The following is a 26,979-nucleotide window of genomic DNA, read 5'->3' on the forward strand; positions in this document are numbered from 1 at the left end:
AATTCGGACTTTCGTCACTTGAAATACACCACTGAACATCATCCATTCGATCGGAAGCAGAGGCCAAATTCTCATCGCTTCAGTCCTGGGCAAACTGCGATGGCTGTGACCCATACCAGTCCAGGATCTGCTCGCCTGTCCAGAACAAGACATCCTTGCGCGCACGGATTTCAGTCAACAATTGTTTGTAGTATTTGAGTCGATGGGGCGCTCCCATGATGTAGGGATGAACCACCAAGGCCATCACGCGAGCGGAGTCGGCGGAGTCTTCGTAAATTTGCTCGAATTGATCGATGCCCCGTCGGTAGTATTCCGATGCGGTGTGGTGTTGGATCAGCATCATCGCCACATCGTTGCACTCTTGCGTGTAGGGGACATTGACGATGGGCTGATGGCGTGTCTTCAAAGACACGGGTTGATCATCCAAAACCCAATCACAAACGTACTCATAACCGTTCTCAGACAACAGGTCCGGGGTATGCCAGGTTTCTGTCAAGCCAGGCCCCAGCCAGCCGCGTGGCCGTTTGTTTGTGAACGCCCTGATCGCCTCCGTGGTTTTGGCAATGTCTTCCTGCTCGTTCTCGACCTTCTGCATGTTTCTTTGGGTGTAGCCATGCCCCATGAACTCCCACCCCCTGTCCAGCGCGGCCTGAGAGATAGGTTCATAGGTTTTGATGGCTGAGCCGTTGATGGCCAGCACCGCCTTGATGTCGAGCTCATCGAGCACCTTCAACATCCGCCAGAAACCCACCCGATTGCCATACTCATGCCACGCCCAGTTGGGAATGTCAGGCATGGGTGACCCCCCTGCAGGCGGTGTCAGGACGGTGCGGGGCATCGTTTGATCGATGTCCCACTCTTCAATGTTCACGATGGTCCAGACCACCATGCGTGCGCCACCGGGCAGCTTCAAAGGCTTGCGCGCATTGATGGGGGAATATTGGATTCTTTCCAAAGGCTTCATGTCACGCGCTCCTGGCACCAATGGTGATTTCCAGATCACTCAGCCCCTGGACCGTTCCGCAAAGGACGTCGCCTGTCAGAACTGGCGCCACCCCAGCGGGGGTTCCGGTGTAGATCAAATCGCCTGGCGCCAAGTCATACAAATGAGAAAGGTTGCTGACAATTTCAGGCACATTCCAGATCATTTTTTCAATCAAGGAGTCCTGTTTGCCTTGTCCATTCACCGACACCGCAATGCGTCCACTCTGGATGTGACCGACCTCGGCGACAGTTCGCAAGTTGCCACAAGGCGCAGAGGCATCGAAACTTTTACCAATTTCCCATGGCAAGCCATTTTTCCCAGATTCACGTTGGCGATCGCGCCGGGTCATGTCAAAGCCGACTGCATAGCCAAAAATATGGTCCAGTGCCTTCTCTTTGCTGACTGCACGTCCAGCCTTGCCAATGGCCACCACCAGCTCCACTTCAAACTGGAAGTCATCGGTTTGAGGAGGGTACGGCACCCGCTGTCCGCTCAGCACGATGGCATCGCGAGGCTTTTGAAAAAAGAAGGGCGGATCACGTTCATCCGACTCTTTCATTTCACGAATGTGCTCCAGGTAATTGCGACCCACGCAATAAATCCTCCTCACCGGAAAAGCAGTGGCTGACCCGTCAACCGGGACCGCCACGACCTCGGGCACTTGAACAGCGTAATGCATCACTTGGCTGTCTTTCTGGCGGTTTGGTACCAATCCAGAATCTGCTCACCGTTCCAATGCATGACGCCCGTGTGCTTGGCCATGTGCTTGTAAACCTCTTCAAGGTACTTGATGCGGAAAGGCTGACCCGAAATGTAGGGGTGAATGGCGATGGCCATCACACGTGGGCGGTCCGAGCCCTCTTGGTACAAGCGGTCAAAGGTATCGATGCACTTTTGCGTCCAGTAGGAGGCTTCGTGGTGCTGGACAGCCATCATGGGGATATCGTTGTTTTCAACGGTATACGGGATGGTGATGAGCGGGCCGTGTTCGGTTTGGATTTCGGTGGGCTCCTCGTCATAGACCCAGTCACCTATGTATTTGACGCCTGCCGCAGCCAGATGGTCTGGCGTTTCATTGGTTTGCGTCAGGCCTGGGCCAAGCCAGCCGACAGGACGCTTGCCTGTGAATTTTTCAATCACATCGAGTGAGCGCTTGATCATGGCGGGCTGGTCAGGCTCAAGGTGAATCGGGCCTTGCTGGTAGCTGTGGCCCATGAACTCCCAGCCAGCATCCAGACAAGCTTGTGCAACGCGGGGGTAGTCCTCACACACACGGGCGTTGATGGACAGTGTGGGTTTGATCCCCAGCTTTTGGTAGAGCTCGTGGAACCGCCAGAATCCAACCCGCATGCCGTATTCGTGCCAACTCCAATTGGCCACATCCGGCAAAAGAACCGCGCCCGTCGGGGCGGGAATGACCTGGCGCGCCATCGGTTTGCTGATGTCCCAAACCTCCAAGTTGACAATGGTCCAAACAATGATCTTGCCGTCATCGGGCAATTTCATTTTGGGGCGATCAACGATGGCGCTGTAGGGAACTCGTTCGCGTGGAATCATGGTCATGTGCTCACTCCTTTATTTCGGGACGTAGTTAATGTCCCAACTCTCAACAATCTCACTGCCCGCTTGCTTCAGGATCACGGACATGGGGCATCGGGCATTCATGTCTTCACGCAAACGCAACATGTCTTCTTCGGTGCCTGAGGTGGTGGCTTTCACTTTCAATTCGATCGTGGGAAAAGGAACTGGGACATCGGCCACCCGGTCAATGCCCCGGTGATCCAAATGGCCCAGCACATCGATCTTGTCGATCTTCAAATCGATCTTCATCTCCATGGCAATGCGGCGCGCAATCACATTGGTGCACCCGATCAGGGCGCCCAACAAAGTTTCCAATGGCGTTGGGCCGACATCGGTGCCATGCCGGTAAGGCGGCTCATCGATCACAAAAGAATGCCCACGCACACGCACCTCTGTGAGGCTGGCCGTCGGTGCATAACCCTCGAGCGCGACTTTGATCAACTTGTGTTCTTTGACATTCAGCACGTTATTTCCTTTTTGAGCGCTTCAAGACCCGGCTTGATCAGTGCTTCCAAGCTGTGAAAGTTGAACACAGCACCTTTTTTTTGCCAAGCCTTGGCATTAGCCAACGTGACAGGCAAACCAAAGCGCTCACCTTGCGCCTTGATTTTTTCGGCGATGTGATCCAAAGCCTGCTGAACTTGAGGGACCGTGATATCGCCACCAAAACCCATGCTGTGTGACAAGTCATAAGGCCCGATCAAAAACAAATCAAACCCTTTGACAGCCAGAATTTCATCGAGATTTTCAAGCCCAGCCTTCGACTCAATTTGGGCAATGATGATCATGTCGCCCGCCCTGCTGCCACAGGCATAGCTGACGGTTTCCAGAATCAACTTCGCCTCTTGTGCCGTTTCAACCCTGGGAACGATCAAGCCATCAATGCCCCGATCCAGATAGCTCACCCAGTCTTCAACCTGGCGGGTTTTGCTGCGGACCACCGCTGCTGCGCCATGCCGCTGGGCGGCGCGAGCCATGGGCCCCACCATGTCGATGCCAATGCCAGCACGTTCGCAATCGATGAACAAAATATCGATGCCCAATCTGGACACCAAATCGGCCACATCAAAGCCTCCCGCGAAGGTGTTGATAGCCAGCACAGGCTCATCGACCTGTATTTTGTTTTTGGCGTTGGATCGAAAATTCATCATGCTTTTTTCAGTTCATTCAAAGACATGATTTCAGCGCTGCTCATCACAAATCCAAGTGCTGTTCGGATGCAGAGCAAGGCCGCATCGTGCAAACCAGGGTCATCCATGGTGTCCACACAGTCGCTGGGAACGATGACCGCGTAATCCTTGGAACAAGCGGCCGCCACCGTAGACAGTACACAGCTGTTGGTGTTGACGCCCGTGATGATGAGGGTGTTGATCCCGTGGGCTCTCAATGTGAAATCCAGATCGGTACCGACAAAACAGTCGTAGCGCTTTTTGGTGTTCACGACCCAGTCTTTTTTCGCATCCATCACTTGGGGCATCACCGTGCACCCTGGTGATCCCTGCAAATTGTGGCGCTCCACATTCTTTCGAGTGGCATGGGGATCATCGGCCCGGGTTCTCCAAAAAGGGTTGGACCGAATTTCAGGGACATCGCGGTAAGTGGTCACCAAGTGGATGACTGGCCAATCCTGCTCACGGCACCAGGCAAACAATTTGGCGGCATTGCCCAGCACGCGATCGGCTTGCGCCTGGGTCTTGACAGGCATCGTGGCCACAGAAAGATCCATGTGGCCACGATGCAAATCGATCGCGATGACCGCTGCTTTGACTTTGTCGACACCGAAATTCATGACAGCCTCAAATCAAAGGGTTGTGAGAAGTGCTCAACAGTTTTTTCTGATCGATGCCAAAGCGGTCTGCCAACCAGTCGGCCAAAATTTCTTGCCCAATGGTCGGGTTGTCATGCTGGCAATGCTCCGCACCGGTCTCCTCTTCAGACAACAAGCGCAAGGTCACATCGACCCCCTTGGCCTTGCCGTAGTCATAGACTTTCTTGGCTTGCGATACGGTCAACACATCGTGCCCACCGTGCATGACCAAAAATGGGCACTTCATGTGGTCAAGATGACCATCCAAAGTGAATTCCCGCGCCTTTTCCATGGAGGCCTTCATGGTGGGTTTGCCAAACACCCATTTGATGTGCTCAGCCAAACCGTGGTCTTCGGAGGCATTGCCCCAAAGGTCGGTGATCGCCCAGATGGCACCGTGCGCAATGCAGGCAGCCAGGCGTGGCTCATAGCATCCCGCACGCGCTGCGTAATAACCACCCAGACTGGAACCCGCCACAGCGATGCGCTTGGGGTCCACATCGTCACGTTTTTCGAGCCAGTCAATGCACTTGCCAATCGGCACTTCGGTGTCGACCCTGTTGACGACGTTGTGGCGACGCAAAGTACCGCCCTGGCCGGGGCCGTCGATCATCAACACCGAGATGCCACGCTGGACGGCGCCACGGGCTTGCATGAACCACATTTCGTCTTTGATGGAATCCAGACCACCCATGCAAATCAGGACCGGTTGGCGGTTCTCTGGAAATGGTGCTCGCACAAAGTAGCCGCAGATGGTGACACCGTTTTCGTAAGGAATTTCAACGGCTTCACCCGCAGGGTTCAAATGCGAAATAAATTTCTTGCTGCAGGCTTCCATCTTTTCAAAAGTGGGCAAGCGGCGAGGGTCATCGGGCTTGAGGAAGAACTCTGCTTGACGGTAATAGTCTGCAGCCCGCAGGTAGCAGTTCATGGATGTCTTGATGTGTCCCAGAAGCTCTTCTTCACAGCCGCGATTCCAGTTGCGATCGCCAATGTGCATCCATTCCTTGTGCCAGCTCTCGAGGTCACCGGGGATCATGCGACTGGCCGCCTGGAACACCTCACTCACCGAGCCTCCGCCCTCTTGTGTTTCACCCAAACCGCGACGGAATTGGTAAGCCTGCCAAGGATGCTCTGGCCAGTGGTGCCAGCCGTAAGGCTCGTAATGCGGCAGTCGGTTTTCGGTGATTTTTTCGATCAGGTTGTCTTCTGACATGTGGAGAGCTCCCGCTGTTTGATTCCAGAAACATTCACTATTTTCAAGTGACTTGAATCATCATACGCAGCGCATTCAAACTGTCCACTGTTTTTTTATCAGTAGATACCCGATGCCCGCCGCATCGGACAGCCGGTCAAACCAACCACGCCCGCCATGGCGCACTTTTCGGGGGCGCACAAAAACATGCACGCCTCATCTCTGTGCATGCCGATCGGCACAAAACCGGCGCATCGACACCCCCTGAATCCCATGTCCACATTGAGGCAAAGCAGCTTGAATCAGCGTGCGTCCTGGTGATTCATTCATCCCGTGGCGGAGCCCCAAAGCGGTGCGGGGTTAGAGAAGCGGGCAGAGATGCGCCGCCTCGCCTCAAGCTTGCTCCCCGAGCCGCCCATCTCGAAAATCTGCCAAGGCTTGGTAAATTTCTTCCTTGGTGTTCATGACAAAGGGGCCATATTGCACGATCGGCTCTTTCAGGGGTTTGCCTGCCACCAGAATCAGCTTGGCATTGGCGCTGGCTTCGATCACCACGCCATCGGCCTGCGATGTGTTGGCCAAGATGGCCATTCGCTGCAAGGGCACGGCCTGCCCTGCGATGCGAACTTCCCCCCGGTACACATAAACAAAAGCATTGTGCCCAGCAGGAAGGCTTTGTTCAAAACGAGAGCCCTCTGGCATGTGCAAGTCCAGGTAAATCGGCTGTGTGATGTCTCGGGTCACTGCGCCCTGCAAGCCCTCGCTCTGCCCAGCGATCACCGTCACGGCCACGCCCGCGGGTGTTCTCAGCTGGGGCAATTGGTCGTTTTGAAAGTCCCGATACCAAGGGGTGTTCATCTTTTCGCTGCTGTGCAAGTTCAGCCAAAGCTGAAAGCCCTCCATCACGCCATCGGCTTGCTGTGGAATTTCAGAGTGGATCACGCCTTGGCCTGCGGTCATCCATTGCACACCGCCGTTTTGCAAGAGGCCTTCGTTGCCCGCACTGTCTTTGTGGAGCATGCGCCCGGCGATCATGTAGGTCACGGTTTCAAAGCCCCGGTGCGGATGGTCCGGGAAACCGGCGATGTAGTCGTCCGGCTTGTCGCTGCCAAAGGCATCCAGCATCAAAAAAGGGTCGAGCCGGTGCTGCAGGTCCTGCGTGAGGATGCGACTGAGCTTGACGCCTGCGCCGTCGGACGTGGCCTGGCCGGTGACCAGGCGCTCGACAGAGCGTGAATGCAGGACAGTGGTGGGCAATGGGGCTTGGATCACAAGAATCTCCTATCAACAACAGCCATGGGATCAGGTCATATTCACTGCGCCCAGCTTGGCATGCGCCATGCCTTGCAAATCGGGCGGCAACTGGTGTTTGGCCTGCAGATAATGGTGGGTGTAAACCTCCAGCCAAGCCTGCAGCGCGTGCGCGGCATGGGTTTCGCCCGCCAAGTCCAAGCACAGCGAAGCGACCTCGCTGGTGCAAAAGTGGTCATCGCGGCGTGAACGGCGCAGCTGGTAATTCGAAACCTGTTCGGGGTTCAGACTCAGCACCGGCAAGGCATTCAGGTAGGGACTTTTGCGGAACATCTTGCGGGCTTCGGGCCAGGTGGCATCGAGCAAAATGAACAGCGGTCGTTTGCCCGCTTTAGTCACCGTCACGGCTTGAACCACCCGCTCGGACGCCACAAACTCCCCCGGAAACACCACATAGGGCTGCCACTGTGGATCGGCCAGCAGCGCCAGCAAAGCGGGGTCGACTTCGGTGCGGGCCCAGCCAAAAGCAAAAGTGTCGGTCACCACATCGGCAATCAACCAGCCGGTGTTGCTGGGCTTGAGCGGCTCGATGTCCGCCATCAGCAAACACATCCCTGCTTGCGTCGGCACCACGGGCTGCAGTGCACACAGGCAATGGCTGGGCACCAAGCGACAGCCAGCGCAGCGTTCGCCTTTGATGCCCCCTCGCGCCAAAAAAGGCTTGGCACTGCGGGCCAAGCGACTGGCGCGCAAACGCGATACGGCGTGTGGAATTTTTTCCAGCAAAGCCCGAGACGACATCATGCGCTGCTGCAAGACTTAGACCGCTGCGGCCATTCGCACGCGTCGGGCCGCTTCTTCGTCCCGCGCATCGTCGATTTCACGCAACACAGATTGCATGTCCACATCGGCCGTCGCGCGCTCAAAGCGGCCCGTGAGCGGTGTCGCGTTGCTCAGCAGCCCGGCTTGGTACAGACTCCAGATTTCGGGGCCGTAGTCGGTCTGGCGCAACGCAGGCGCAAATTGCCCAAAGAAGTCGCGCAAATTGCCCACGTCGCGCAGCAGCATGCGCTGGGCATGGTTGTTGCCAGCAGCATCCACCGCTTGGGGCAGGTCGATGATGACCGGCTCGTCCACCCCGGGCAAATCGCACTCGCCAGGGATGTGCGCCAGCAAAATATTGAACTCCGACAAGTCGCCATGCACCACGCCCGCGCACAGCATGCGCACCACCTCGGCAATCAGGGTGGTGTGGTGCTGCAGGGCTTGTTCGGGGGTGAAGGCCACATCGTTCAGCCGCGGGGCCGCGTCGCCATGGGCGTCGGTCACCAGCTCCATGAGCAGAACGCCTTCGAAGAAGTTGAAGGGTTTGGGCACGCGTACGCCCGCTGCGGCCAGGCGGTAAAGCGCATCCACCTCGGCACTTTGCCAAGCGGCTTCTTGTTCCTGACGGCCAAACTTGCTGCCCTTGGCCATGGCACGGGCCGATCGCGAGTTTTTGACCTTGCGGTTCTCGGTGTAGTCCACCGCCTGGCGAAAACTGCGGTGGGTGGCTTCTTTGTAAATTTTGGCGCAACGGGTTTCGTCCCCGCAACGGACCACAAACACCATGGCCTCTTTGCCACTCATGAGCTGGCGCACCACCGTGTCGATCAAGCCCTCATCGACCAAGGTTTGCAGTCGGGGCGGCGCCTTCATCCAGGGCGATGCACGACGCAGATTTTGTGACCGTCCGGATCACGCAAATAAGCCAAAAACAGCTTGCCAGAAGGGCCCTCGCGCCAGCCAGGTGGGTTTTCGCAGGTCACGCCACCATGGGCCAGACCTGCGGCGTGAAAGGCTTCGGCCTGCTCCGTCGAAATGGCTTTGAAGCCGTACGTGGTTCCGTTGCCTACGGTGGCGGCTTCGCCGTTGATGGGCGTGGTGATGCCAAACGAGCCGGTAGGGCTGCGGTAAAAATAACGCTGGTTGTTGGCCACACCCGCAGCGATGCCCACGGTGCCCAAAACGGCATCGTAAAACTTTCTGGAGGCTTCGAGGTCTTTGACCCCGACCATGACGTGACTGAACATTGCTTTCTCCTTGGATTCCCGTTGTCGGGCGATTGAACTTGGCCTATCGTACTTGATACAAACGCGCGGGCTGCCCAGCCCTTTGCAAGTCCTGCGCGAGTTTGGCTGGCAATGTATATATCCAGCATAGAACCGTAAAAAGAGCATGCCCAGGGGCCAAAAGCCCCCAGCTTGTGGCAGCATGACGGGCTTCACACTTCGGTGTCCAACCAGACTGCTAAGACGAGCCCATGACCCCATCCAACATCCTTTCTTTTGGCCTGAAAGGCCGCGTTGTCATCGTTACAGGCGCTGCCAATGGCATTGGCGAGGCCTGTGCGCGGCGCTTTGCCTCCGAAGGGGCGCATGTGGTGTTGGCCGACGTGAACAGCGCGCGCGGCGCCACCGTGGCCGCTGAGCTGAGCGCACAAGGCCACAGCGCCAGCTTCAAGGTTTGCGATGTCTCGCGCAAAACCGATGTCGACGCGCTGGTGACCCATGTGCTGCAGGCCTTTGGCCGCCTGGATGTGCTGGTCAACAACGCCGGCATCTTCAAGGCCGCTGATTTCTTGGATGTGACGGAGGAAGACTTCGACGCCGTCATCAACGTGAACATCAAGGGTTCTTTTTTGATGGGCCAAGCGGCCGCCCGCGCCATGAAAAGCACTGGCGGGGGGTCCATTGTCAACATGAGTTCGGTGAATGGGGTGATGGCCATCCCCAACATCGCCAGCTACAACGTGAGCAAAGGCGGCATCAACCAACTGACGCGGGCCATGTCTTTGGCTTTGGCCGACTTCGGCATCCGCGTGAACGCGGTGGCGCCCGGCACGATTGCCACCGAACTGGCCCGCCAGGCCGTGCTCACCAGCGAGGCGGCCGAAAAGAAAATCATGATGCGCACGCCCATGAAGCGTTTGGGCGAGCCCGACGAAGTCGCCAAGGTGGTTGCGTTTTTGGCCAGCGATGCGGCAAGCTACATCACCGGTGAAATCGTCACCGTGGACGGCGGTCGCATGGCGCTCAACTACACCGTGCCTGTTTGAAGAAAACCCATTTTTGTGAACCCATCCACCTCACAACTCGACACTTGGTTGGCGCAAGAGCAAGTGGTTCGGCAACGTCTGGATGCAGGCGCTGGCCCAGGTGTGGCCCGGCCAGATCAGGTTGCCGGCAAAACCGGTCTGGAGGTCATGCAAGGCCTGCTCAGCGGAGAACTGCCTTACGCCAGCATCGCCAAAACCCTGGATTTTGTGCTGATCGAGGTCAGCGCAGGCCAGGCCATTTTTCAAGGCGCCCCAGGTTCGAACCACATGAACCCGCTGGGCACCGTGCACGGCGGCTGGTTTGCCACCTTGCTCGACTCGGCCCTGGGCTGCGCTGTGCACACCATGATGCCGCCTGGCCGGGGTTACACCACGGCCGACCTGAGCGTGAAACTGGTCAAGGCCCTCACCCCCAAGGTGCAGCGTGTGCGCGCCATTGGCCAAGTGGTGCACTGTGGTCGCCAATTGGCCACCGCCGAAGCCCGACTGGTCGGGCCCGACGGCACCCTGTACGCCCATGCCAGCACCGCTTGCCTGGTTTTCGACATGCCCTCTACCACTGGAAACAAACCATGAGACTTCTCCACACCATGCTCCGCGTAGGCAACCTGCAACGCGCCATCGACTTCTACACCCAAGTGCTGGGCATGACGCTGCAACGCACTTCGGAAAACCCCGAGAACAAATACTCGCTGGCCTTTGTTGGCTATGGCAGCAACCCGGACCATGCCGAAATCGAACTGACCTACAACTGGGGCGTGGAGAGCTACGACATGGGCACGGCTTACGGCCACATTGCGCTGGGTGTGCCCGATGCCTATGCCGCTTGCGACAAGATCAAGGCCGCGGGCGGCAACGTAACGCGCGAGGCCGGTCCGGTCAAAGGGGGCACCACCGTGATCGCCTTTGTGACCGACCCCGATGGTTACAAGATCGAGTTGATTCAGCGGGCCGAATACGCCCAGCTGTAAGTCCTTCGCATTCGCAGACACCCACCATGACCTCACTGACTGGTCAACGCATTCTGGTGACCCAGGCCCAAGATTTCATGGGCCCGGCCCTGTGCCACGAGCTGCGTGCCTGCGGCGCCGAAGTGATCGCCGACGAGCGACTGCTCACCCATCCGCTGGACGCGCAGGCCGTGATCGAGGCAGCCGGCCCGCTCGATGCGCTGGTGATCAACCTGGCACTGCCAGCGCCGTCCACACCCGTCACGCTCATTGACGAAGCCGAGTGGCGGCAGGTGTTTGAGGTCATGGTCGACCCCCTGCCCCGCCTGGTGCGGGCGGTGGTGCCTGGCATGAAGGCACGCGGCGGCGGCAAAATCGTGGTGATGGGCAGCGCTTCGGCACTGCGCGGCATGAAGCGCGCTGCCAGTTATAGCGCGGCACGCGGTGCGCAATTGGCCTATGTGCAGGCTGCGGGCGTGGAACTGGCGCCGGACAACATCCAGCTCAATGCCGTGGCACAAAATTTTGTCGACAACCCCACCTACTTCCCGCCCGAGGTGCAGGCCAATCCCCGCTTTCAGGAACGCCTGAAACGCGAGGTGCCGCTGGGCCGGCTGGTCAAGGCCGAAGAAGACGCCCGCTTTGTGGCCTACCTGTGCAGCGACGCGGCCAGTTGCTTTGTCGGCCAGGTGTTCCCGATGTCGGGCGGCTGGGCCGTGCGCTGATCAGCGCGGCAAGCGACTGGCTTCACGCGCCAGTGCCTCGATGCGCGCCCAGTCGCCCTGGGCCATTGCGTCGGGAGGCACCAACCAAGAGCCGCCCACGCAAGCCACATTGGACAAGCTCAGCAGGTCATGGGCGTTTTGTGGCGTGACGCCGCCTGTGGGGCAAAACTTCACATCAAAAAACGGACCGCTCCAAGCCTTGAGCATGGCCGGGCCGCCTGCTTGCATGGCGGGAAAGAACTTGAGTTCGGTGTAGCCGTCTTCTTGCGCCATCATGATTTCGCTGCCGGTGGCCACACCTGGCAACAGCGACAAACCCTGGTCTCGGCAGGCCTGCCCCACCGCACGGGTGTAGCCGGGGCTGACCGCAAAACGGGCACCAGCTTTGGCCGCCGCAGCCGCGTCGGCCGGGCTGCGCACGGTGCCAGCCCCCACCACAGCACCGGGCACTTCTTGGGCGATGGCCTCCATGCAGGCCAGCGCCTGTGGGGTGCGCAGCGTGACTTCGAGCATGCGGATGCCGCCGGCCACCAGCGCCCGGGCCATGGGCACAGCGTGGGCCACATCGTTCAACACGATCACGGGGATCACGGGTGCGTCCTGCATGACTTGCAGGGCAGTCAATTTTCCACTCAGACTCACAGCCATGTGCAGGCTCCTTCTTCGGCTTTGAGCGCATTGCGGCGCAGGTTGGCAAACAGTTCACGGCCCATGCCCACGCCGTTGGCGGCACGCAATGCGTCAGGCATCGGGGTCAGTGGGCGTGCGGCCCATTCGGCCTCGCTCACCCGCACGTGCAGGGTGCCAGCCACGCCATCGAGGCGAATCACATCGCCGTCTTGCACCTTGGCCAGCGGTCCACCGGCAGCGGCTTCGGGCGAGACATGGATGGCCGCAGGCACTTTGCCTGAGGCGCCACTCATGCGGCCGTCGGTGACCAGCGCCACCTTGAAGCCCTTGCCTTGCAGCACGGCCAGTGGCGGCGTGAGTTTGTGCAACTCGGGCATGCCATTGGCTTGCGGGCCTTGCCAGCGCACCACACACACCACATCACGGTCGAGTTCGCCTGCCTTGAACGCCGCTTGCAATTCGTCCTGAGAATTGAACACGCGGGCCGGGGCTTCCAGGGTGTGCAGTTCTTCTGGCACAGAAGAGATTTTGATCACACTGCGGCCCAAATTGCCTTGCAGCAATTTCAGACCACCCGAGGCACTGAACGGACTGCTGGCCGGGCGCACCACGGTGTCGTCTTGGCTGGCTCCGGCCTCATGCCAGACCAATTGGCCGTTTGAGGCGGATGGAATGCGGGTGAATTCACGCAGTCCGCCGGGACGCACGGTGCACACATCGGCGTGCATCAGGCCCGCATCGAGCAACTCGCGAATCACATAGCCCGGGCCGCCTGCGGCCTGGAACTGGTTCACGTCGGCGCTGCCGTTGGGGTACACGCGGGTGAGCAGCGGCACGACTTCCGACAGGGCCGAGAAATCGTCCCAATCGATCACGATGCCCGCCGCACGCGCCACCGCCACCCAGTGGATCAGGTGGTTGGTCGAACCACCCGTGGCCAGCAAGGCCACCATCGCGTTGACGATGCAGCGCTCGTCCACCAATCGGCCAATGGGCGTGAAATTTTTGTCCTTGACCAGCGCCAGCACGGTGCGTGCGGCTTCGCGGGTCAACTCGGCCCGCACACCTTCGCCCGGGTTGATGAAAGCGGTGCCTGGGACATGCAGGCCCATGGCCTCGAGCAACATCTGGTTGCTGTTGGCGGTGCCGTAAAAAGTACAGGTGCCCTCGCCATGGTAAGCGGCCGATTCGGCGGCGAGCAAGTCCGGGCGGCCCACCAGCCCTTGCGCAGCTTGCTCGCGCACTTTGGATTTTTCGTTGTTGGACAGGCCGCTGGTCATGGGGCCTGCCGGTACAAACACCGTGGGCAAATGGCCAAACTGCAAAGCCCCAATCAGCAAACCCGGCACGATCTTGTCGCACACACCCAGCATCAAGGCGGCGTCAAACACGTCGTGGCTCAGCGAAACCGCAGTGGCCATGGCGATCACATCGCGGCTGAACAAACTCAGCTCCATGCCGGGTGTGCCCTGGGTCACGCCGTCGCACATGGCGGGCACGCCGCCGGCCACTTGGGCTGTCGCGCCCAGCTTGCGGGCTTCGTCTTTGATCAGGTCGGGGTAGTGTTGCAGTGGCGCGTGGGCCGACAACAAATCGTTGTAGGCGTTGACGATGCCGATATTGGGTGCCCGCGGGGCCACCACTTTGATCTTGTCGAGGGCCGTGGCGCGCGCCTTGTCGCCTTCGGGCATGGCCGCAAAGGCGTGGGCCACGTTGGCACATCCCAGGCGCTGTGCACCAGGGTCTTGGCTGGCGGCCGCATCGACCACTTGCAAATAAGCTTGACGTGTTGCACGGCTGCGCTCGGTGATGCGGGCGGTGACGGTTGCCAAAATCGGATGAAGGGTCATGGACGGGGGCCTTGGCAGACTTGGTAACAAAATTACATCATCAATGGTAACCGCGTTCACCTGTTGGGGTGCATTCCACGCGTTAGATAAGGGGTACAACCCGTCAATGGTGGATTGAAGACGTAAAAAAACCCGCCGAGGCGGGTTTTTGCAAGCGCCGTTGAGGCCTCACTTGGCGGCAGATGCCTCCGCTGCGGCAGGGGCTGCAGAAGCTTCGGCTGCTGGCGCAGAGGCCTCAGCGGCAGGGGCTGTGACCACTGCTGGCGCTGCAGGCGCAGCTTTTTTGCTCTTGGCAATGCCAAAGCCAATCGCCAAGCCCACGGCCAGCACGATCACGGCCACCAAAACGGCCCAAACTACGGGTTGATTGTCATCTTGAGGGGTCGACATGTTGGTTTTCTCCGAAAATAGTGGGCAGATTGTAATGGGGCCCGACTGCACATGACTGACACTGCCAACGATGGGCAAACCACGCGCAAGGCCGCAGACCGCACCACAGCCTTTCAGGTCGCTTTGCTCGATCAATTTCGGGCCAAAACGGCGGGCCGGGATTTGTGGGTGTTTGGCTACGCCTCGCTCTTGTGGCGACCCGAGTTCGAGGCGCAAGAGCAACACATCAGCCGCGTCTGGGGTTGGCACCGGGCCCTGAAAATGTGGAGCCGGCTGAACCGGGGCAGCCCCGAGTGTCCGGGCCTGGTGTTTGCCTTGTTGCCCGGCGGCAGCTGCCAGGGCGTGGCTTACCGGGTGGCTCGGGACCAAGCCGACGAGGTGCTGGTGCGGCTGTGGGAGCGGGAAATGCCCATGGATGTCTACACCCCCAACTGGCTGCCTTGCAACACGCCGCATGGCCCCGTTCAGGCGCTGGCCTTTACCTTGCCGCGCAGCAGCCCCAGCTTCACAGGGCAATTGCCTGCCGAAACCTACCGGCACATTTTTCAGCAGGCCTGCGGGCGCTTTGGCACCACGCTGGACTATGCCCGCCAAACCCTCGAAAGCCTGCGGGCCCACGGCATCGAAGACCGTGCGCTGGCCGCTTTGTTGCGCCATGCCGACTGACATGTCCTGCGCTGGGTGGCATGGTCTGACTTGAAGCAAAGCAAGCCCGCAAGCTCCTGCCTATACTCGCGCCATGAACATTGCCGACCTGCGCAAGAGCTACGAAAAAGCCGAGCTCAACGAAAACGCCTCCCACGCTGACCCTCTCCAGCAATTTGAGCAATGGCTGCAAGAAGCCATCTCCGCCGAAGTGCCCGAGCCCAATGCCATGACACTGGCCACCGTGGCCAGCAATTTGCGCCCCAGCACCCGGGTGGTGCTGATCAAGGGTTGCGATGCGCGCGGCATCGTCTGGTACACCAACTACGACAGCCAAAAAGGCTTGGAACTGGCCGGCAACCCCTTTGCAGCGCTGCAGTTTCATTGGGTTGAACTCGAGCGTGTGGTGCGCATCGAAGGCCGGGTGGAAAAAGTCAGCGAGGAAGAAAGTGATGCCTACTTTCACAGCCGTCCACTCGATTCGCGCATCGGCGCTTGGGCCTCGCCGCAAAGCCAGGTGATCGACGGCCGCACCGTGCTGGTGACCAACGCAGCGAAATACGCGGCGCAATTCATGCTCAACCCACCCCGCCCGCCCCACTGGGGGGGCTACCGCCTGGTGCCCGACCAGTGGCAGTTCTGGCAAGGGCGCAAGAGCCGCTTGCATGACCGATTGCGTTACACGCCAAAGGACAAGGGCTGGCTGCGCGAGCGATTGGCGCCTTAGTCGGCTTTCACCAACGGCTCAGCGCGCTCATTGTCCGAGCCGCGATACGGTCCGTGATTTTCGAGGTGCCGCTGTGCTGCCGCGAATCACCAGCTCGAATGGCAACAGCGATTGCGCGGGGACCACTTCACCGGAAATGGCAGACAACATGGATTTGGCCGCCATGCGACCCAGGTCCTGCGTCGGCAAACTCACTGTCGTCAGCCCGGGGTTGATCGCTTGAGCCATTTCAGAGTTATCGATCCCACAAATGGACAGGTCATCGGGAATGCTCAGGCCCATGCGCTGAGCTTCCAGCAAAGCGCCGACTGCCAACAGGTCATTGCCGCAAAAAAGGGCGGTGGGTTTTTGCCGCGCACCCATGAGCTGACGCAAACCGAGACGGCCGCCTTCAAGATTGAAAGCCTGCTGCGTGACCCACTCGTCGGGCAAAGACAATCCTGCCTGCGCGAGTAATTGGCGCACGCCATCGACACGGCTGCGTGCCCGATCGTTGTGGGTGGTAAAGCCTGAGATCACACCAATGCGTCGGTGCCCAAGTTCCAGCAAATGCTTTGCCGCCATTCGACCCGCACCCTCGTTATCAAAGCCCAAAGACGGCAGACGAGGATCACAGGACCAGGTGAGCAACGTTGGCTTGCGCCAGTCGCTCAAAGCCTTCCACAGGCGTGGTGCATGGTCGGTTCCCACCAAAACCAAAGAATCCACGCCGCGCTGCTGCAAGGCACGCACCAATTCAAATTCTGTGTCGGGATCGTACTCATGGCTGGCCACCAACAACTGATAGCCCGCCTGTGCCAACGTGGTCTGCATCGCCTGCGTGCTGCGGGCAAAAATAGCGTGGTCCAGTGTCGGTATGACACATCCCACCGTGTGCGTGCGACCAGAGGCCAGAGCACGGGCCGCCGCATCAGGTTGGTAATCCAGCTGCCTGACTGCCGCCATCACTTGTTCTTGAGTGCGGGTTCGAACCACATCGGGTCTGCTGAGCACGCGCGAAACGGTCGCTGTAGAAACGCCAGCCAAACGTGCGACTTCCTCGATGGTGATGCGGGGTTTCATGGGAATTAGCATGCCATAAGAAACCAAGCAGGCGGGAAAAAATGTAAGCGCTTTCCAAAAAAATTCGGTGTTTTCCCTTGGTTTCAAGCAAATTCGGGTTTTCGTGATTGACAAGGGATGCCAACAAATTCAAAGTCCTTGCAAGCGCTTACATTCTGGAAGCTATTTCCTGAAAACCGCTGAAAGGAAGCATGGTGGGATTGGCCCAAAGAAGAAATCAACGTCGTAGCGTTGTCGGGATCGCCACGATCTTGCTGCTGATGATCATTTGGTACCTTGCGACCACGGTCACCGGATGGATCAATCCCTCACGATTTCCCCGCCCCGATGAAGTGCTGAGTGCGTTCACATTCATTCAGACAGAAGGGTATGGCAACGGCAAGCTGCACCAGCATGTGCTTCACAGTTTGAAACTCGTGGCCATGGGGTTTGCTGTGGCTGTTGGTGTCGGAGTCCCACTGGGCTTGCTGATGGGCTATTCACGCCGTGCCGAAGCACTGATCAATCCCGCATTTTTGCTTTTGCGCCCGATCCCACCTCTGGCTTGGATTCCTTTGGCGATTGTTTGGTTGGGCCTCGAGGATGGCTCCAAGATTTTGGTGATTTTTGTGGCCGCCTTTGTGCCGTCGGTCATCAACAGCTACACAGGCGTTCGCAACATCGAAACACCCGTGATGGAGGCCGCCAGCATGCTGGGCATCAAAGGGTGGCGCATGGTGTCAGAAGTTCTGGTGCCGGGGGCCATGCCCATGATCTTCACGGGTCTCAGACTTTCATTGCAAGCGAGTTGGACTACGCTGGTCGCGGCTGAACTCATCGGGGCCCTGTATGGTCTTGGAAGCATTTTGAACCAGGCCGCTCAGGACATTTTCCCGGCCATGATTTTGGTCGCCATGGCCTTTGTGGGCATCTGCGGTGCCTCCACAACTTGGCTACTGGGCGCTCTGGAGAACCATGCGATGCCCTGGCGCAAAGGAAGAGTGGCCACATGAAAAAAGCACTGAGTCGACAGCACTTTTGGAGTTTGACCGTCACGGGCACGGTGGCCTTCTTTGCCTTTTGGTATTTGGCACGGGCACTGCACTTTTCACCCCCCCAATTCTTGCCAATGCCCCATGAGGTTTTGTTCAAACTGATCGAACTGATGGACAAACCCTTTGCAGGCGCCACCCTGCCGGAGCACATGGCCGCGAGTTTGAAGCGGTTTGGCATGGGCTTTGGGTTGGCCGCTCTTGTGGGCATTCCATTGGGCTTGTCCATGGGCTGGTTTCGACTGCTGGACGATGTGATTACCCCCATTTTTGATGGCGTGCGGTTCATCGCCCCTGTGGCTTGGGTGCCATTTGCAGCGCTCTGGTTTGGCACGGGCATCGGCGGCCCCACATTGATCATCTTTGCCGGCGCTTTCCCGCCCTGCTTGATCAACGCTTATCGCGGCGCACGCAATGTCGAAGTTCGCTTCCTCGAAGCTGCCAGCATGCTGGGCGTCGGTAGTTTCAAAACCATCACAGAAGTGCTTTTCCCGGCTGCCGTGCCGTCCATCATTGCAGGACTGCGCATTGGTGCAGGCCTGGGTTGGCTCTCGCTCGTGGGCGCTGAGCTCATCGTCGCCAGCAGTGGAATGGGCAATTTGATTGTGCGCGCACAAAGTGCATTGGCCACGGACACCGTGATGGTGGGCATGATTGCCATCGGTGCCATTGGCGTGGTGATCGACATACTGATTCGTCGCTTGGAAAAGCTCCTGCTCAAACACAGGAATGCTTGAGAAGTCTCTTTTACAGAAATAACTACATGGCCACTATCCAGTTCACCGATGTCAGCCGCGTTTTTGAGCGCGACGGCAAAGACTTTCTGATCCTTGACAAGATCAACCTCACGGTTCAAGACGAAGAATTCGTGGCCATCGTCGGCCCATCAGGTTGCGGCAAAACCACTTGCATGCGCATGGCCGCTGGCCTTGAATTTCCAAGTTCAGGCAGCGTGAAGGTCAACGATGTGCAGGTGACTGGGCCCGGCCCAGACCGTGCGGTTGTTTTTCAACAGTTCGCCCTGTTTCCTTGGAAAACGGTTCATGACAACATCGACTTTGGTTTGCGCAGCAAAGGCCTTGCCAAAGATGAAAGAGAAAGTCTGATCGCCCATTACATCGCGCTGATGAACCTGAAAGGTTACGAAAGCGCGTACCCGCATCAACTCTCAGGCGGGATGCAACAACGCGTTGCAATTGCGCGAGCTTATGCCTTGAACCCGCAAGTTCTGCTGATGGATGAGCCCTTTGGTGCTCTCGATGCTCAGACCCGCGTGGTCATGCAAGAGGAACTGGTCAAGTTGGCTCGCAAAAACCCGCGTACCGTGCTCTTCATCACCCATGCGGTTGAAGAAGCGGTTTACCTGGCCGATCGCGTGGTGGTCATGACCAGCCGCCCAGGGAAAATCAAGGAAATTCTGGATGTGAAGTCCGTTCGTGAAGCCGAGCAATGGGACCGCCACAGCAAAATTGAAGACGTGATGGACTTGGAAAGCTTTGTCCATTTGCGCACCCGAATCTGGAAGTCTTTGCGTGAAGAGCACGCGGGCACGGATCATTGAAGCAACCACCAACTCAAGGAGACATCGACATGAAAAAACTCGCAGCAGCCGCCATTGGTATCAGCCTTGTTCTGGGCTTGAACAGCACCGCACACGCGCAAGCGCTGACCCCCATCAAGATCAGCTACCAACCCTCTCTTTATTGGGCCTTGCCTTTTCACATTGCCACTGAAAAAGGTTGGTGGAAAGACGTGGGCTTGGCACCCGAATTTTCGACATTCCCAGCGGGTGTTCCCCAAATCGCAGCTTCAGCAGCAGGATCTTGGGATGTAGGCGGCACTGGCTCGGTGCCAGCCGTGTTGGGCCATGTTCGTTTCGGTATCAAAACCATCGGTGTCACGAACGACGAATCGGCAGCCAATGGCCTGGTGGGCAGCAGCAAAGCAGCCGCTGATTTCGCCAAAGACCCCGCCGGCGCTCTGCGTGGCAAGACCATCACCTTGACTCAAAATTCAACGGCTGACTTCGCCGTGCAGGCTTGCTTGAAAAAGTACGGCCTGAAAAAATCCGATGTGGTCATGAAAAACATGGGGCAAGCCGAAATCATTTCGGCACTGTCTTCCAACAACTCTGACTTGGCGGGTATGTGGGCACCCAACACCTATACGGTGGAAGAAAAAGCTGGCGCAAAAATGCTGTGCAGCGGCAAGGACAGTGGCGCCATCGTGCCCGGTGCTTTGATCGCACGCGGTGACTATGCCAAGCAAAACCCACAGAACGTTGCCAAATTCCTGGCGGTTTACCTGCGCGCCTGGAGCTGGATGAGCGTGAACCGGCCCGAAGCCATTCGCATGATGAAAGACTTTTATGCCAAGGGTGGCGTCAGCATCAGCGATGCAGCCATGAACAAAGAGTTTGATACCCGCCCCACCTTCAACCTGGCGCAACAACTCAAGAACATGGAACGCACAGGCGGCGCAGCCAATTCGAAGATGGATGGCTGGTTCACCGAACTGTCTGGCTTCATGCGTGAAACAGGCGCGGTTCAACAAGTTCCAGCTGTGGCTGACTTCGTGACCGACGAGTACTTGAAATTGGTTCAGGCAGACGCCAAGCTGCGCGACATGGCCAACTCAACCCGGTAATCCACCCCACTGGGACGCCATGCATCGAGCATGGCGCCCAGTTCATTCCGATCTTGATATGCCTTGTGCTTTTGATGAAGCGCTTGGAAAACCATTTGCCTTGATTTGAGCAAATTACCCGAACAAGGAGAAGAACGTGGCCATCACGTATTTGAAAAAAGCGGACAAGACACCCGAAACCGAGACGGCCACGGCCCAAAAAGTCGTCAACACCATGCTGGCAGAGATCCAGCAAAACGGTGAAGCAGCGGTGCGCCAATACGCCAAAGATCTGGACCAATGGACAGGCGATGTCATCGTCACCCCAGCACAAATCGAAGCCAATGCGCGTGATGTGCCAGAACAGGTCAAGGCCGACATCGATTTCGCCATCAAACAGGTGTTTGACTTTGCACAAGCACAGCGCCGCTCACTCTCCGAGTTCCAAGTTGAACTGCACCCGGGTGTGACAGCTGGCCAACGCGTGGTGCCGGTCAACGTGGCCGGTTGCTATGCGCCAGCTGGACGTTACGCGCACATTGCCAGTGCCTACATGGGCGTCGCAACGGCCAAGGCAGCGGGGGTCAAGACCATCATCGCCTGCTCGGGCCCCTTCCGGGGCGGCCCGATGCACCCTTACTTGCTGTATGCCTTCAACAAAGCTGGTGCCGATGTCATCATGACCTTGGGCGGGGTGCAAGCGATTGCCACGATGGCCAATGGTCTGTTCACTGGCAAGCCCGCCGATGTGATCGTGGGGCCAGGCAATAAGTTTGTGGCGGAGGCCAAACGCACCTTGTTTGGCAAAGTCGGCATCGACGTTTTCGCGGGACCCTCCGAGATCGGCATCATTGCCGATGAATCCGCAGATCCCGCCATCGTTGCCAGCGACCTGGTGGGACAAGCGGAGCATGGCCACGAGTCGCCCGCTTGGCTTTTCACCACCAGCCGAAGCTTGGCTGAAGAAGTCATGAAGCTGGTGCCCAAGTTGATCGATTTGCTCCCCCCCACGGCACGTGATGCTGCAGGCTGTGCTTGGCGCGACTATGGCGAAGTCATGTTGTGTGACACACGCGACGAAGTGGTGGAAATTTCGGACCGGTATGCCAGCGAGCACCTGGAAGTTCATGCCAAAGACCTGGATTGGTGGCTCCAATCGCTGACATGCTACGGCTCTCTCTTTTTGGGCGAAGAAACCACTGTGGCCTACGGTGACAAGGCCAGTGGCCCCAACCATGTGTTGCCCACAAAGGGGGCGGCACGCTATTCAGGCGGTTTGTCGGTTCACAAATTCTTGAAAACCTTCACTTGGCAAAAAATGACACGCGACGCTGCGCGCGACATTGGACTGGCCACAGCCCGTATTTCAAGGCTCGAAGGCATGGAAGCCCATGCCAGAACGGCCGATGACCGATTGGCCAAGTATTTTCCAGGTCAAGAGTTTGATCTGGGTGAGCAGGTGAAGGTATGAACCTGCAAGAATTCTTCAAACAGCTCACCCATGTTCAGTCAGGCTCTGCATCATGAGCACTTCGCCTGTTTCATTTGACCTGTCAGGTCGAACGGCTCTGGTCACAGGTGGCAGTTCTGGATTGGGTGAAGCCATGGCGCAAGCTCTGGGGATGGCCGGTGCCAATCTGGTCTTGATGGCCCGCAGGCACGACTTGCTCCAACATTCGGCTGACAAGCTCAGAGCGATGGGCATTTCGGCTCAGACACTGGTCTGCGACCTGGCTTCGCCAGAGGCAGCGCAAGAAGGTGCACGGCAAGCCTTGAACTTGGGCCCTGTTGACATCCTGATCAATGCGGCTGGCGTCAATCTGCGAGAACCATTTGCAGATATTTCAGTGACCAGCTGGATGGCCCAAATCAACATCCACCTGAGCGCCCCTTTCTTTCTCACACAGGCGCTGGCCCCTGCCATGAAGGAACGAGGATGGGGCCGCATCATCAACATCGCCAGCCTCCAAAGTTACCGGGCATTTGCCAACAGCGCACCTTATGGCGCTGGCAAAGGCGGCGTCGTTCAACTCACCCGTGCCATGGCGCTCGAATGGGGCCCCCATGGGATCACCTGCAACGCCATCGGGCCTGGTTTTTTTCCTACGGCTTTGACCGCACCTGTGTTTGGCAACCCGGAATTGGTCGCACGAAATGCTGCGCAAACCTGTTTAGGAAGAAATGGCGAGCTCTCAGACATCCATGGCTTGGCTGTTTTCTTGGCCAGCGATGCGTCCAGCTACATCACGGGCCAAACCATCATGATTGACGGTGGCTATACCGCCAAATAGCCTCCTTAAACACATGAAAGAATCATGTCGCCACACAGGCGTGTCAATGCTTTCTCTGGAACCCATCAAATGACCCGCATTGACCCAGCTCCATTGAATCCAGCCGACACCCATCCGGCCTTGCTCGGATCATTGTGTCCCCCCAGCGGTGTGAAGCCGCTGAATTTCAGCCCCGGGCCCACATCCCTTGCGGCAGAAGTACAGACAAGCATCAAGGCCTTGTTCGACGCAGAGCGCATGTGCTCGATGTACCTCTCGCATCGGTCGCCTGAGTTTTTAGACATTCTGGCCAGCACAGTTCAACGCTGCCGCTTGGCGATGGACATTCCTCAAGAGTATGAAATTCTTTTCATGCATGGCGGTGGGCACGGACAGTTTGCGGCAGTGCCGCTGAACCTCTGTCCCAACGGCGATGAAAAAGCGACGTATTTGGTCAACGGCACCTGGTCCAAACGCGCCTTGACCGACGCCTCCAAATACTGCCGCCCTGTCGTTGTCTCCTCCGAGAACCAAGATGGTAGTTTCACCCACAACCCCTCCTTTGAGCATTTGGATCCCGAATCCAAGTACGTCTACCTTTGCTCGAATGAAACGGTGAACGGGATTGAGTTGCATCGGTTGCCCAAGCTGGGCATCAAAGCACCCCTGGTGATTGACGCATCGTCCGACTTTTCCACCAAGCCCATTGACTGGGTGGGCTGCAATGTGGGCGTTCTGTATGCCTGCGCATCCAAAAACATCGGCCACCCCGGCCTCACCCTGTGTGTCATTCGACGGGACTTGCTGGGCACACCCAGCAAACTTTGCCCCGGCGTCCTGTGCTACACCACCAATGCCCGTGAGGGCAATTTGTGGAACACCATCGCCACCTTCAACGTCGAGGTGGTCAACATTTACATGGAGTGGATGATCGCGCAGGGCGGCGTGCGTGAAATGGAACGCCGAGCTGTTGCCAAGTCGGCCATGTTGTACAAATTGATCGACCAGTCGGAGGGCTTTTATTCCACCCCAATTGCAGATCCCTCCATCCGCAGTCGCATGAACATCCCCTTTGATGTTGCGGGTGGCGACGAGGAAACAACGCGGCACTTCTTGATCCAAGGCTGGGAGCGGGGAATCGTCGGCTTAAGAACGCTGACCCCATTTGGGGTTGGCAAGTATTTGAGAGCCAGTTTGTACAACGGCGTCAGCATGGATCAAGTGGCGGCTTTGGCCGACTTCATGACCGATTTTTTGAAGACCTGCCGCTCCAAACATGCGTCGGCGTCATGTTGACCATCCAACAAACGATCGACTGCCTGCACCCAACCATTCAAGCCACGCCCTAACTCGGAACACACCCCATGAAAGCACTCGTCTACACCAACCCACTCGAAGTCCAAATCCAGGACCGCCCTGAACCCGAATTGGTTCCGGGTGAAGTCGTTTTGCGCATTGATGCGGTGGGCATTTGCGGCTCTGACATGCACGCCTACCACGGGCACGACCCGCGCCGCAAACCTGGACTGGTTTTGGGACACGAATTTTGCGGCACCATCGTCAAAACCGATGCACCCGGCTTTGCCATCGGTCAGCGCGTGACGGGTAATCCGCTCATCACCTGTGGCGTTTGTGACTACTGTGTCCAAGGGCGCAACAACCTGTGCAGCCGACGCACCATGGTGGGCATGACGCGTCCGGGTGCATTTGCCGAATTCATGTCTATTCCGGCAGCTTCACTGATTGAGATGCCCCAAGACATGCCCGCCATTCAGGCGGCCTTGGCCGAACCAGCCGCCACTGCGCTGCATGCCATCAACATGAGCCTCAAGGCCATGGCTCGGCCTTTGCCAGAAAATCGCACGCTGATCATTGGCGGCGGTGCGATTGGCATGTTGGCCGCCTTGTTGCTCAAAAATTACGGCGCACGCGGCACGGTACTGGCCGAAGTCAATCCGCTCCGCCGCCAATCGGCCGAACAACACGCTGGTGTGATCACCTACGACCCGCGCACCGCATCCCCCGAAGAAAATGGTTTTGACTACGTCATCGATGCCGTGGGAAGCAAGGTCACCCGGGTTGCCGCCCTCAATGCCGTCAAGCCAGGCGGCGTGGTCATGCACATCGGATTGCAAGACTGGGCCAGCGAAATCGACATGCGCAAACTCACCTTGGCCGAGATCACTTTGATGGGCACTTACACCTACACCACGGCAGATTTGCGTGCGACAGTCAAGTTGTTGCACGAAGGTGCATTTGGTGACCTGTCGTGGGTAGAAAGTGTGCCTATGGCCGATGGTGCGCAGGCTTTTGCAGACCTCGACAGCGGCAAAATTGCCGCCAGCAAAATGGTTTTGCTGCCCTGACAGGGTTCAATACGCCCAGCTTGCCAATCGCATCGCTTCAGGACTTGCGGGCCTGCTGGCGGCAAGGAGACAAACTTCATCCAGGACCCAAGACCCAACCCGCAGGGTTGGGTCTTGTCTGTTCGCCTCAAAATCTCGTGATTTCATTGCCTCATGGGGTAAACACCAACCCCTCAATTCATATAGATGATTTACATTAATTTTCAAGAACAGACGTCATGCTTGGATCGGGAATTCAGGCACACCGCGTTCCAACCTACCCCAACCACTCAAGGAGAATTTTGTGATCCATTGCGTACTGCATGAAGAAAAAGACAGCGTCGCTGTTGTCGTCGTTGAAGGCATCGAAGCCGGTCAAAGCATGAATGCCCTCATCCTGGACGACAACCGCACCATCACCATCAAAGCCAATGCGGCCATCCCCATCGGACACAAAGTCGCGGTGAAGGCCATGGCCCTGGGTGACACGGTCATGAAATACGGCACGGACATTGGCAAGGTGGTTGCCCCCATTGCGATTGGCGACCACGCCCATGTCCACAACATCAAGACCAAGCGCTGGTAATTCAGCACTGCTTGCCCTCTCTTCTTTCTCAAGGCTTATCTCATGACCCTCATTGACAAAAACACCACTTTCTGGGGCTACCGCCGTGAAAACGGCCGTGTCGGCGTTCGCAACCACGTCATCATCTTGCCGCTGGACGACCTGTCCAACGCAGCGGCAGAAGCTGTGGCCCATGCCGTCAAGGGCACCATGGCCATTCCTCACCCTTATGGCCGTTTGCAATTTGGCGCTGACCTCGAGCTGCACTTTCGCACCTTGATTGGCGCAGGCTCCAACCCCAACGTGGCAGCGGTGGTGGTCATCGGCATCGAAGACGGCTGGACCAAAACCGTGGTCGACGGTATTGCGGCCACTGGCAAGCCTGTTGTGGGTTTCGGCATCGAAGGCCACGGCGACCATGACACCATCATGCGCGCGTCCAAGGCGGCCAAAAAGATGGTGCAACACGCCACCAGCTTGCACCGCGTGGAGTGCCCGATCTCTGACCTCTGGATTTCGACCAAATGCGGTGAATCCGACACCACCTCAGGATGCGGTGCCAACCCCACCGTGGGCAATGCCTTTGACAAACTCTATGGCCTGGGCACCACGCTGGTGTTTGGCGAAACCTCCGAGTTGACGGGTGGCGAGCATCTGGTGGCCGCGCGCTGCCGAACAGAACAGGTGCGCACAGACTTCATGAAAATGTTCAACGACTACCAGGACATGATCAAGCGTCACGCCACCACCGACCTGTCTGACTCCCAGCCCACCAAGGGCAACATTGCGGGTGGATTGACCACGATCGAAGAAAAAGCGCTGGGCAATATCCAAAAAATCGGCAAGGAATGCATGGTGGACGGCGTGTTGGGCAAGGCCGAAACACCCACAGGCTCCGGCTTGTGGTTCATGGACTCCTCTTCTGCCGCCGCCGAGATGGTGACCCTGTGCGCCGCATCGGGTTTTGCGGTTCACTTTTTCCCCACAGGCCAAGGCAACGTGATCGGCAATGCCATCGTGCCCGTGATCAAGATCTGCGCCAACCCTCGGACCGTTCGCCTGATGGGCGAGCACATTGATGTGGACTGCTCGGGCTTGCTTCAACAAGAGCAAACCATGGATGCTGCCGGTGATTTGTTGCTCGACATGATGATGCAAACCATCAATGGTCGCTTCACTTCTGCAGAAGCCTTGGGCCACCGCGAATTTGTGATGACCCGTTTGTTCGAAAGTGCTTGATGGCGATTG

The 26,979-nt window shown here is 57.9% G+C and carries 31 protein-coding genes; 16 read left to right on the forward strand and 15 right to left on the reverse strand.

What is annotated here, in order from left to right; translation table 11 throughout:
- Window positions 1-79 precede the first annotated feature (79 nt).
- The 11 genes from LHAB_RS14020 to LHAB_RS14070 all read right to left on the reverse strand — a co-directional run bounded on the left by LHAB_RS14020 (window position 80) and on the right by LHAB_RS14070 (window position 8,891).
- Window positions 80-964 (reverse strand): polysaccharide deacetylase family protein, encoded by an 885-nt coding sequence (locus LHAB_RS14020; RefSeq protein WP_090047393.1) that lies wholly within the window; start codon window positions 962-964, stop codon window positions 80-82.
- Between the two features lies 1 nt (window position 965).
- Window positions 966-1,577 carry a fumarylacetoacetate hydrolase family protein gene (locus tag LHAB_RS14025; RefSeq protein WP_369814122.1) on the reverse strand — a complete coding sequence of 204 codons (612 nt, stop codon included), beginning with the start codon at window positions 1,575-1,577 and terminating at the stop codon, window positions 966-968.
- A gap of 86 nt (window positions 1,578-1,663) precedes the next feature.
- Entirely contained in the window at window positions 1,664-2,548 is an 885-nt protein-coding gene (locus LHAB_RS14030; RefSeq protein WP_090047397.1) for a polysaccharide deacetylase family protein, read from the reverse strand.
- A 12-nt stretch (window positions 2,549-2,560) separates the two neighbouring features.
- On the reverse strand, window positions 2,561-3,031 hold the full coding sequence (locus LHAB_RS14035; protein WP_090047399.1) for an OsmC family protein: 471 nt from the start codon (window positions 3,029-3,031) through the stop codon (window positions 2,561-2,563).
- Window positions 3,025-3,717, reverse strand: a complete 693-nt coding sequence (locus LHAB_RS14040) for an HpcH/HpaI aldolase family protein (protein ID WP_090047401.1) — start codon at window positions 3,715-3,717, stop codon at window positions 3,025-3,027. The genes LHAB_RS14035 and LHAB_RS14040 overlap by 7 nt, the downstream gene beginning before the upstream one ends.
- A complete protein-coding gene (locus LHAB_RS14045) occupies window positions 3,714-4,355 on the reverse strand; it encodes a cysteine hydrolase family protein (RefSeq protein ID WP_090047402.1) in 642 nt (213 codons plus the stop codon). The genes LHAB_RS14040 and LHAB_RS14045 overlap by 4 nt, the downstream gene beginning before the upstream one ends.
- A 7-nt stretch (window positions 4,356-4,362) precedes the next feature.
- On the reverse strand, window positions 4,363-5,589 hold the full coding sequence (locus tag LHAB_RS14050) for an alpha/beta hydrolase family protein (RefSeq protein WP_090047404.1): 1,227 nt from the start codon (window positions 5,587-5,589) through the stop codon (window positions 4,363-4,365).
- 372 nt (window positions 5,590-5,961) lie between these two features.
- Window positions 5,962-6,840 (reverse strand): pirin family protein, encoded by an 879-nt coding sequence (locus LHAB_RS14055; protein WP_228763440.1) that lies wholly within the window; start codon window positions 6,838-6,840, stop codon window positions 5,962-5,964.
- A 30-nt stretch (window positions 6,841-6,870) separates the two neighbouring features.
- On the reverse strand, window positions 6,871-7,623 hold the full coding sequence (locus tag LHAB_RS14060) for a tRNA-uridine aminocarboxypropyltransferase (RefSeq protein WP_090047408.1): 753 nt from the start codon (window positions 7,621-7,623) through the stop codon (window positions 6,871-6,873).
- Between the two features lie 15 nt (window positions 7,624-7,638).
- Window positions 7,639-8,517 (reverse strand): PA4780 family RIO1-like protein kinase, encoded by an 879-nt coding sequence (locus LHAB_RS14065; RefSeq protein ID WP_090047409.1) that lies wholly within the window; start codon window positions 8,515-8,517, stop codon window positions 7,639-7,641.
- Entirely contained in the window at window positions 8,514-8,891 is a 378-nt protein-coding gene (locus LHAB_RS14070) for a VOC family protein (RefSeq protein ID WP_090047411.1), read from the reverse strand. Before LHAB_RS14070 ends, LHAB_RS14065 begins: the two co-directional genes overlap by 4 nt.
- Before the next feature lie 230 nt (window positions 8,892-9,121).
- On the opposite strand from LHAB_RS14070, the gene LHAB_RS14075 reads away from it, so the two are divergent.
- The 4 genes from LHAB_RS14075 to LHAB_RS14090 are packed head-to-tail and all read left to right on the forward strand — an operon-like array spanning window position 9,122 to window position 11,591.
- Window positions 9,122-9,916: an SDR family NAD(P)-dependent oxidoreductase gene (locus LHAB_RS14075; protein WP_090047412.1), complete on the forward strand. Its 795-nt coding sequence runs from the start codon at window positions 9,122-9,124 to the stop codon at window positions 9,914-9,916.
- Between the two features lie 15 nt (window positions 9,917-9,931).
- The gene (locus LHAB_RS14080; protein WP_090047413.1) at window positions 9,932-10,492 is read left to right on the forward strand and encodes a PaaI family thioesterase; all 561 of its coding nucleotides are present in this window, start codon (window positions 9,932-9,934) and stop codon (window positions 10,490-10,492) included.
- The gene (gene gloA, locus LHAB_RS14085) at window positions 10,489-10,887 is read left to right on the forward strand and encodes a lactoylglutathione lyase (RefSeq protein ID WP_090047415.1); all 399 of its coding nucleotides are present in this window, start codon (window positions 10,489-10,491) and stop codon (window positions 10,885-10,887) included. The genes LHAB_RS14080 and gloA overlap by 4 nt, the downstream gene beginning before the upstream one ends.
- Window positions 10,888-10,913: 26 nt before the next feature.
- Window positions 10,914-11,591 (forward strand): SDR family oxidoreductase, encoded by a 678-nt coding sequence (locus tag LHAB_RS14090; protein WP_090047417.1) that lies wholly within the window; start codon window positions 10,914-10,916, stop codon window positions 11,589-11,591.
- On the opposite strand, the gene eda is transcribed toward LHAB_RS14090, so the two are convergent.
- The 3 genes from eda to LHAB_RS14105 form a co-directional block, all read right to left on the reverse strand.
- On the reverse strand, window positions 11,592-12,239 hold the full coding sequence (gene eda / locus LHAB_RS14095) for a bifunctional 4-hydroxy-2-oxoglutarate aldolase/2-dehydro-3-deoxy-phosphogluconate aldolase (protein ID WP_090047419.1): 648 nt from the start codon (window positions 12,237-12,239) through the stop codon (window positions 11,592-11,594).
- Window positions 12,230-14,071, reverse strand: a complete 1,842-nt coding sequence (gene edd, locus LHAB_RS14100; protein WP_090047421.1) for a phosphogluconate dehydratase — start codon at window positions 14,069-14,071, stop codon at window positions 12,230-12,232. Before edd ends, eda begins: the two co-directional genes overlap by 10 nt.
- 168 nt (window positions 14,072-14,239) lie before the next feature.
- Complete coding sequence (locus LHAB_RS14105; RefSeq protein ID WP_090047422.1) at window positions 14,240-14,461, reverse strand: hypothetical protein; 222 nt, start codon at window positions 14,459-14,461, stop codon at window positions 14,240-14,242.
- A 51-nt stretch (window positions 14,462-14,512) separates the two neighbouring features.
- On the opposite strand from LHAB_RS14105, the gene LHAB_RS14110 reads away from it, so the two are divergent.
- Both LHAB_RS14110 and pdxH read left to right on the forward strand, forming a co-directional pair.
- On the forward strand, window positions 14,513-15,127 hold the full coding sequence (locus LHAB_RS14110; RefSeq protein ID WP_090047424.1) for a gamma-glutamylcyclotransferase: 615 nt from the start codon (window positions 14,513-14,515) through the stop codon (window positions 15,125-15,127).
- 73 nt (window positions 15,128-15,200) lie between these two features.
- On the forward strand, window positions 15,201-15,833 hold the full coding sequence (gene pdxH / locus LHAB_RS14115) for a pyridoxamine 5'-phosphate oxidase (RefSeq protein WP_090047426.1): 633 nt from the start codon (window positions 15,201-15,203) through the stop codon (window positions 15,831-15,833).
- Window positions 15,834-15,860: 27 nt separating this feature from the next.
- Here pdxH and LHAB_RS14120 read toward each other — a convergent pair whose 3' ends face one another.
- Window positions 15,861-16,895: a LacI family DNA-binding transcriptional regulator gene (locus LHAB_RS14120; protein WP_090047428.1), complete on the reverse strand. Its 1,035-nt coding sequence runs from the start codon at window positions 16,893-16,895 to the stop codon at window positions 15,861-15,863.
- 260 nt (window positions 16,896-17,155) lie between these two features.
- Here LHAB_RS14120 and LHAB_RS14125 point away from each other — a divergent pair, with 260 nt between their 5' ends.
- The 10 genes from LHAB_RS14125 (at window position 17,156) to LHAB_RS14170 (ending at window position 26,970) form a co-directional block, all read left to right on the forward strand.
- The gene (locus LHAB_RS14125) at window positions 17,156-17,887 is read left to right on the forward strand and encodes an ABC transporter permease (protein ID WP_228763441.1); all 732 of its coding nucleotides are present in this window, start codon (window positions 17,156-17,158) and stop codon (window positions 17,885-17,887) included.
- Complete coding sequence (locus tag LHAB_RS14130; RefSeq protein ID WP_090047433.1) at window positions 17,884-18,663, forward strand: ABC transporter permease; 780 nt, start codon at window positions 17,884-17,886, stop codon at window positions 18,661-18,663. The genes LHAB_RS14125 and LHAB_RS14130 overlap by 4 nt, the downstream gene beginning before the upstream one ends.
- A gap of 26 nt (window positions 18,664-18,689) precedes the next feature.
- Window positions 18,690-19,487 (forward strand): ABC transporter ATP-binding protein, encoded by a 798-nt coding sequence (locus LHAB_RS14135; RefSeq protein ID WP_090047435.1) that lies wholly within the window; start codon window positions 18,690-18,692, stop codon window positions 19,485-19,487.
- A gap of 29 nt (window positions 19,488-19,516) precedes the next feature.
- Window positions 19,517-20,572: an ABC transporter substrate-binding protein gene (locus LHAB_RS14140; RefSeq protein ID WP_090047437.1), complete on the forward strand. Its 1,056-nt coding sequence runs from the start codon at window positions 19,517-19,519 to the stop codon at window positions 20,570-20,572.
- 136 nt (window positions 20,573-20,708) lie between these two features.
- Window positions 20,709-22,022, forward strand: coding sequence for a sulfopropanediol 3-dehydrogenase (hisD, locus tag LHAB_RS14145; protein ID WP_090047439.1), 1,314 nt, complete (start codon window positions 20,709-20,711; stop codon window positions 22,020-22,022).
- A gap of 52 nt (window positions 22,023-22,074) precedes the next feature.
- On the forward strand, window positions 22,075-22,842 hold the full coding sequence (locus LHAB_RS14150) for an SDR family NAD(P)-dependent oxidoreductase (RefSeq protein ID WP_090047441.1): 768 nt from the start codon (window positions 22,075-22,077) through the stop codon (window positions 22,840-22,842).
- Window positions 22,843-22,911: 69 nt separating this feature from the next.
- Window positions 22,912-24,117, forward strand: a complete 1,206-nt coding sequence (gene serC / locus LHAB_RS14155) for a 3-phosphoserine/phosphohydroxythreonine transaminase (protein ID WP_194943193.1) — start codon at window positions 22,912-22,914, stop codon at window positions 24,115-24,117.
- Between the two features lie 68 nt (window positions 24,118-24,185).
- Window positions 24,186-25,187, forward strand: a complete 1,002-nt coding sequence (locus LHAB_RS14160) for an alcohol dehydrogenase catalytic domain-containing protein (RefSeq protein WP_090047445.1) — start codon at window positions 24,186-24,188, stop codon at window positions 25,185-25,187.
- A 283-nt stretch (window positions 25,188-25,470) separates the two neighbouring features.
- Window positions 25,471-25,752 carry a UxaA family hydrolase gene (locus tag LHAB_RS14165; protein ID WP_090047447.1) on the forward strand — a complete coding sequence of 94 codons (282 nt, stop codon included), beginning with the start codon at window positions 25,471-25,473 and terminating at the stop codon, window positions 25,750-25,752.
- Window positions 25,753-25,794: 42 nt separating this feature from the next.
- On the forward strand, window positions 25,795-26,970 hold the full coding sequence (locus LHAB_RS14170; protein ID WP_090047449.1) for a UxaA family hydrolase: 1,176 nt from the start codon (window positions 25,795-25,797) through the stop codon (window positions 26,968-26,970).
- Window positions 26,971-26,979: the final 9 nt, after the last annotated feature.

This window comes from Limnohabitans sp. 2KL-27 (assembly GCF_001269345.1).
Classification (GTDB): domain Bacteria; phylum Pseudomonadota; class Gammaproteobacteria; order Burkholderiales; family Burkholderiaceae_C; genus Limnohabitans_A.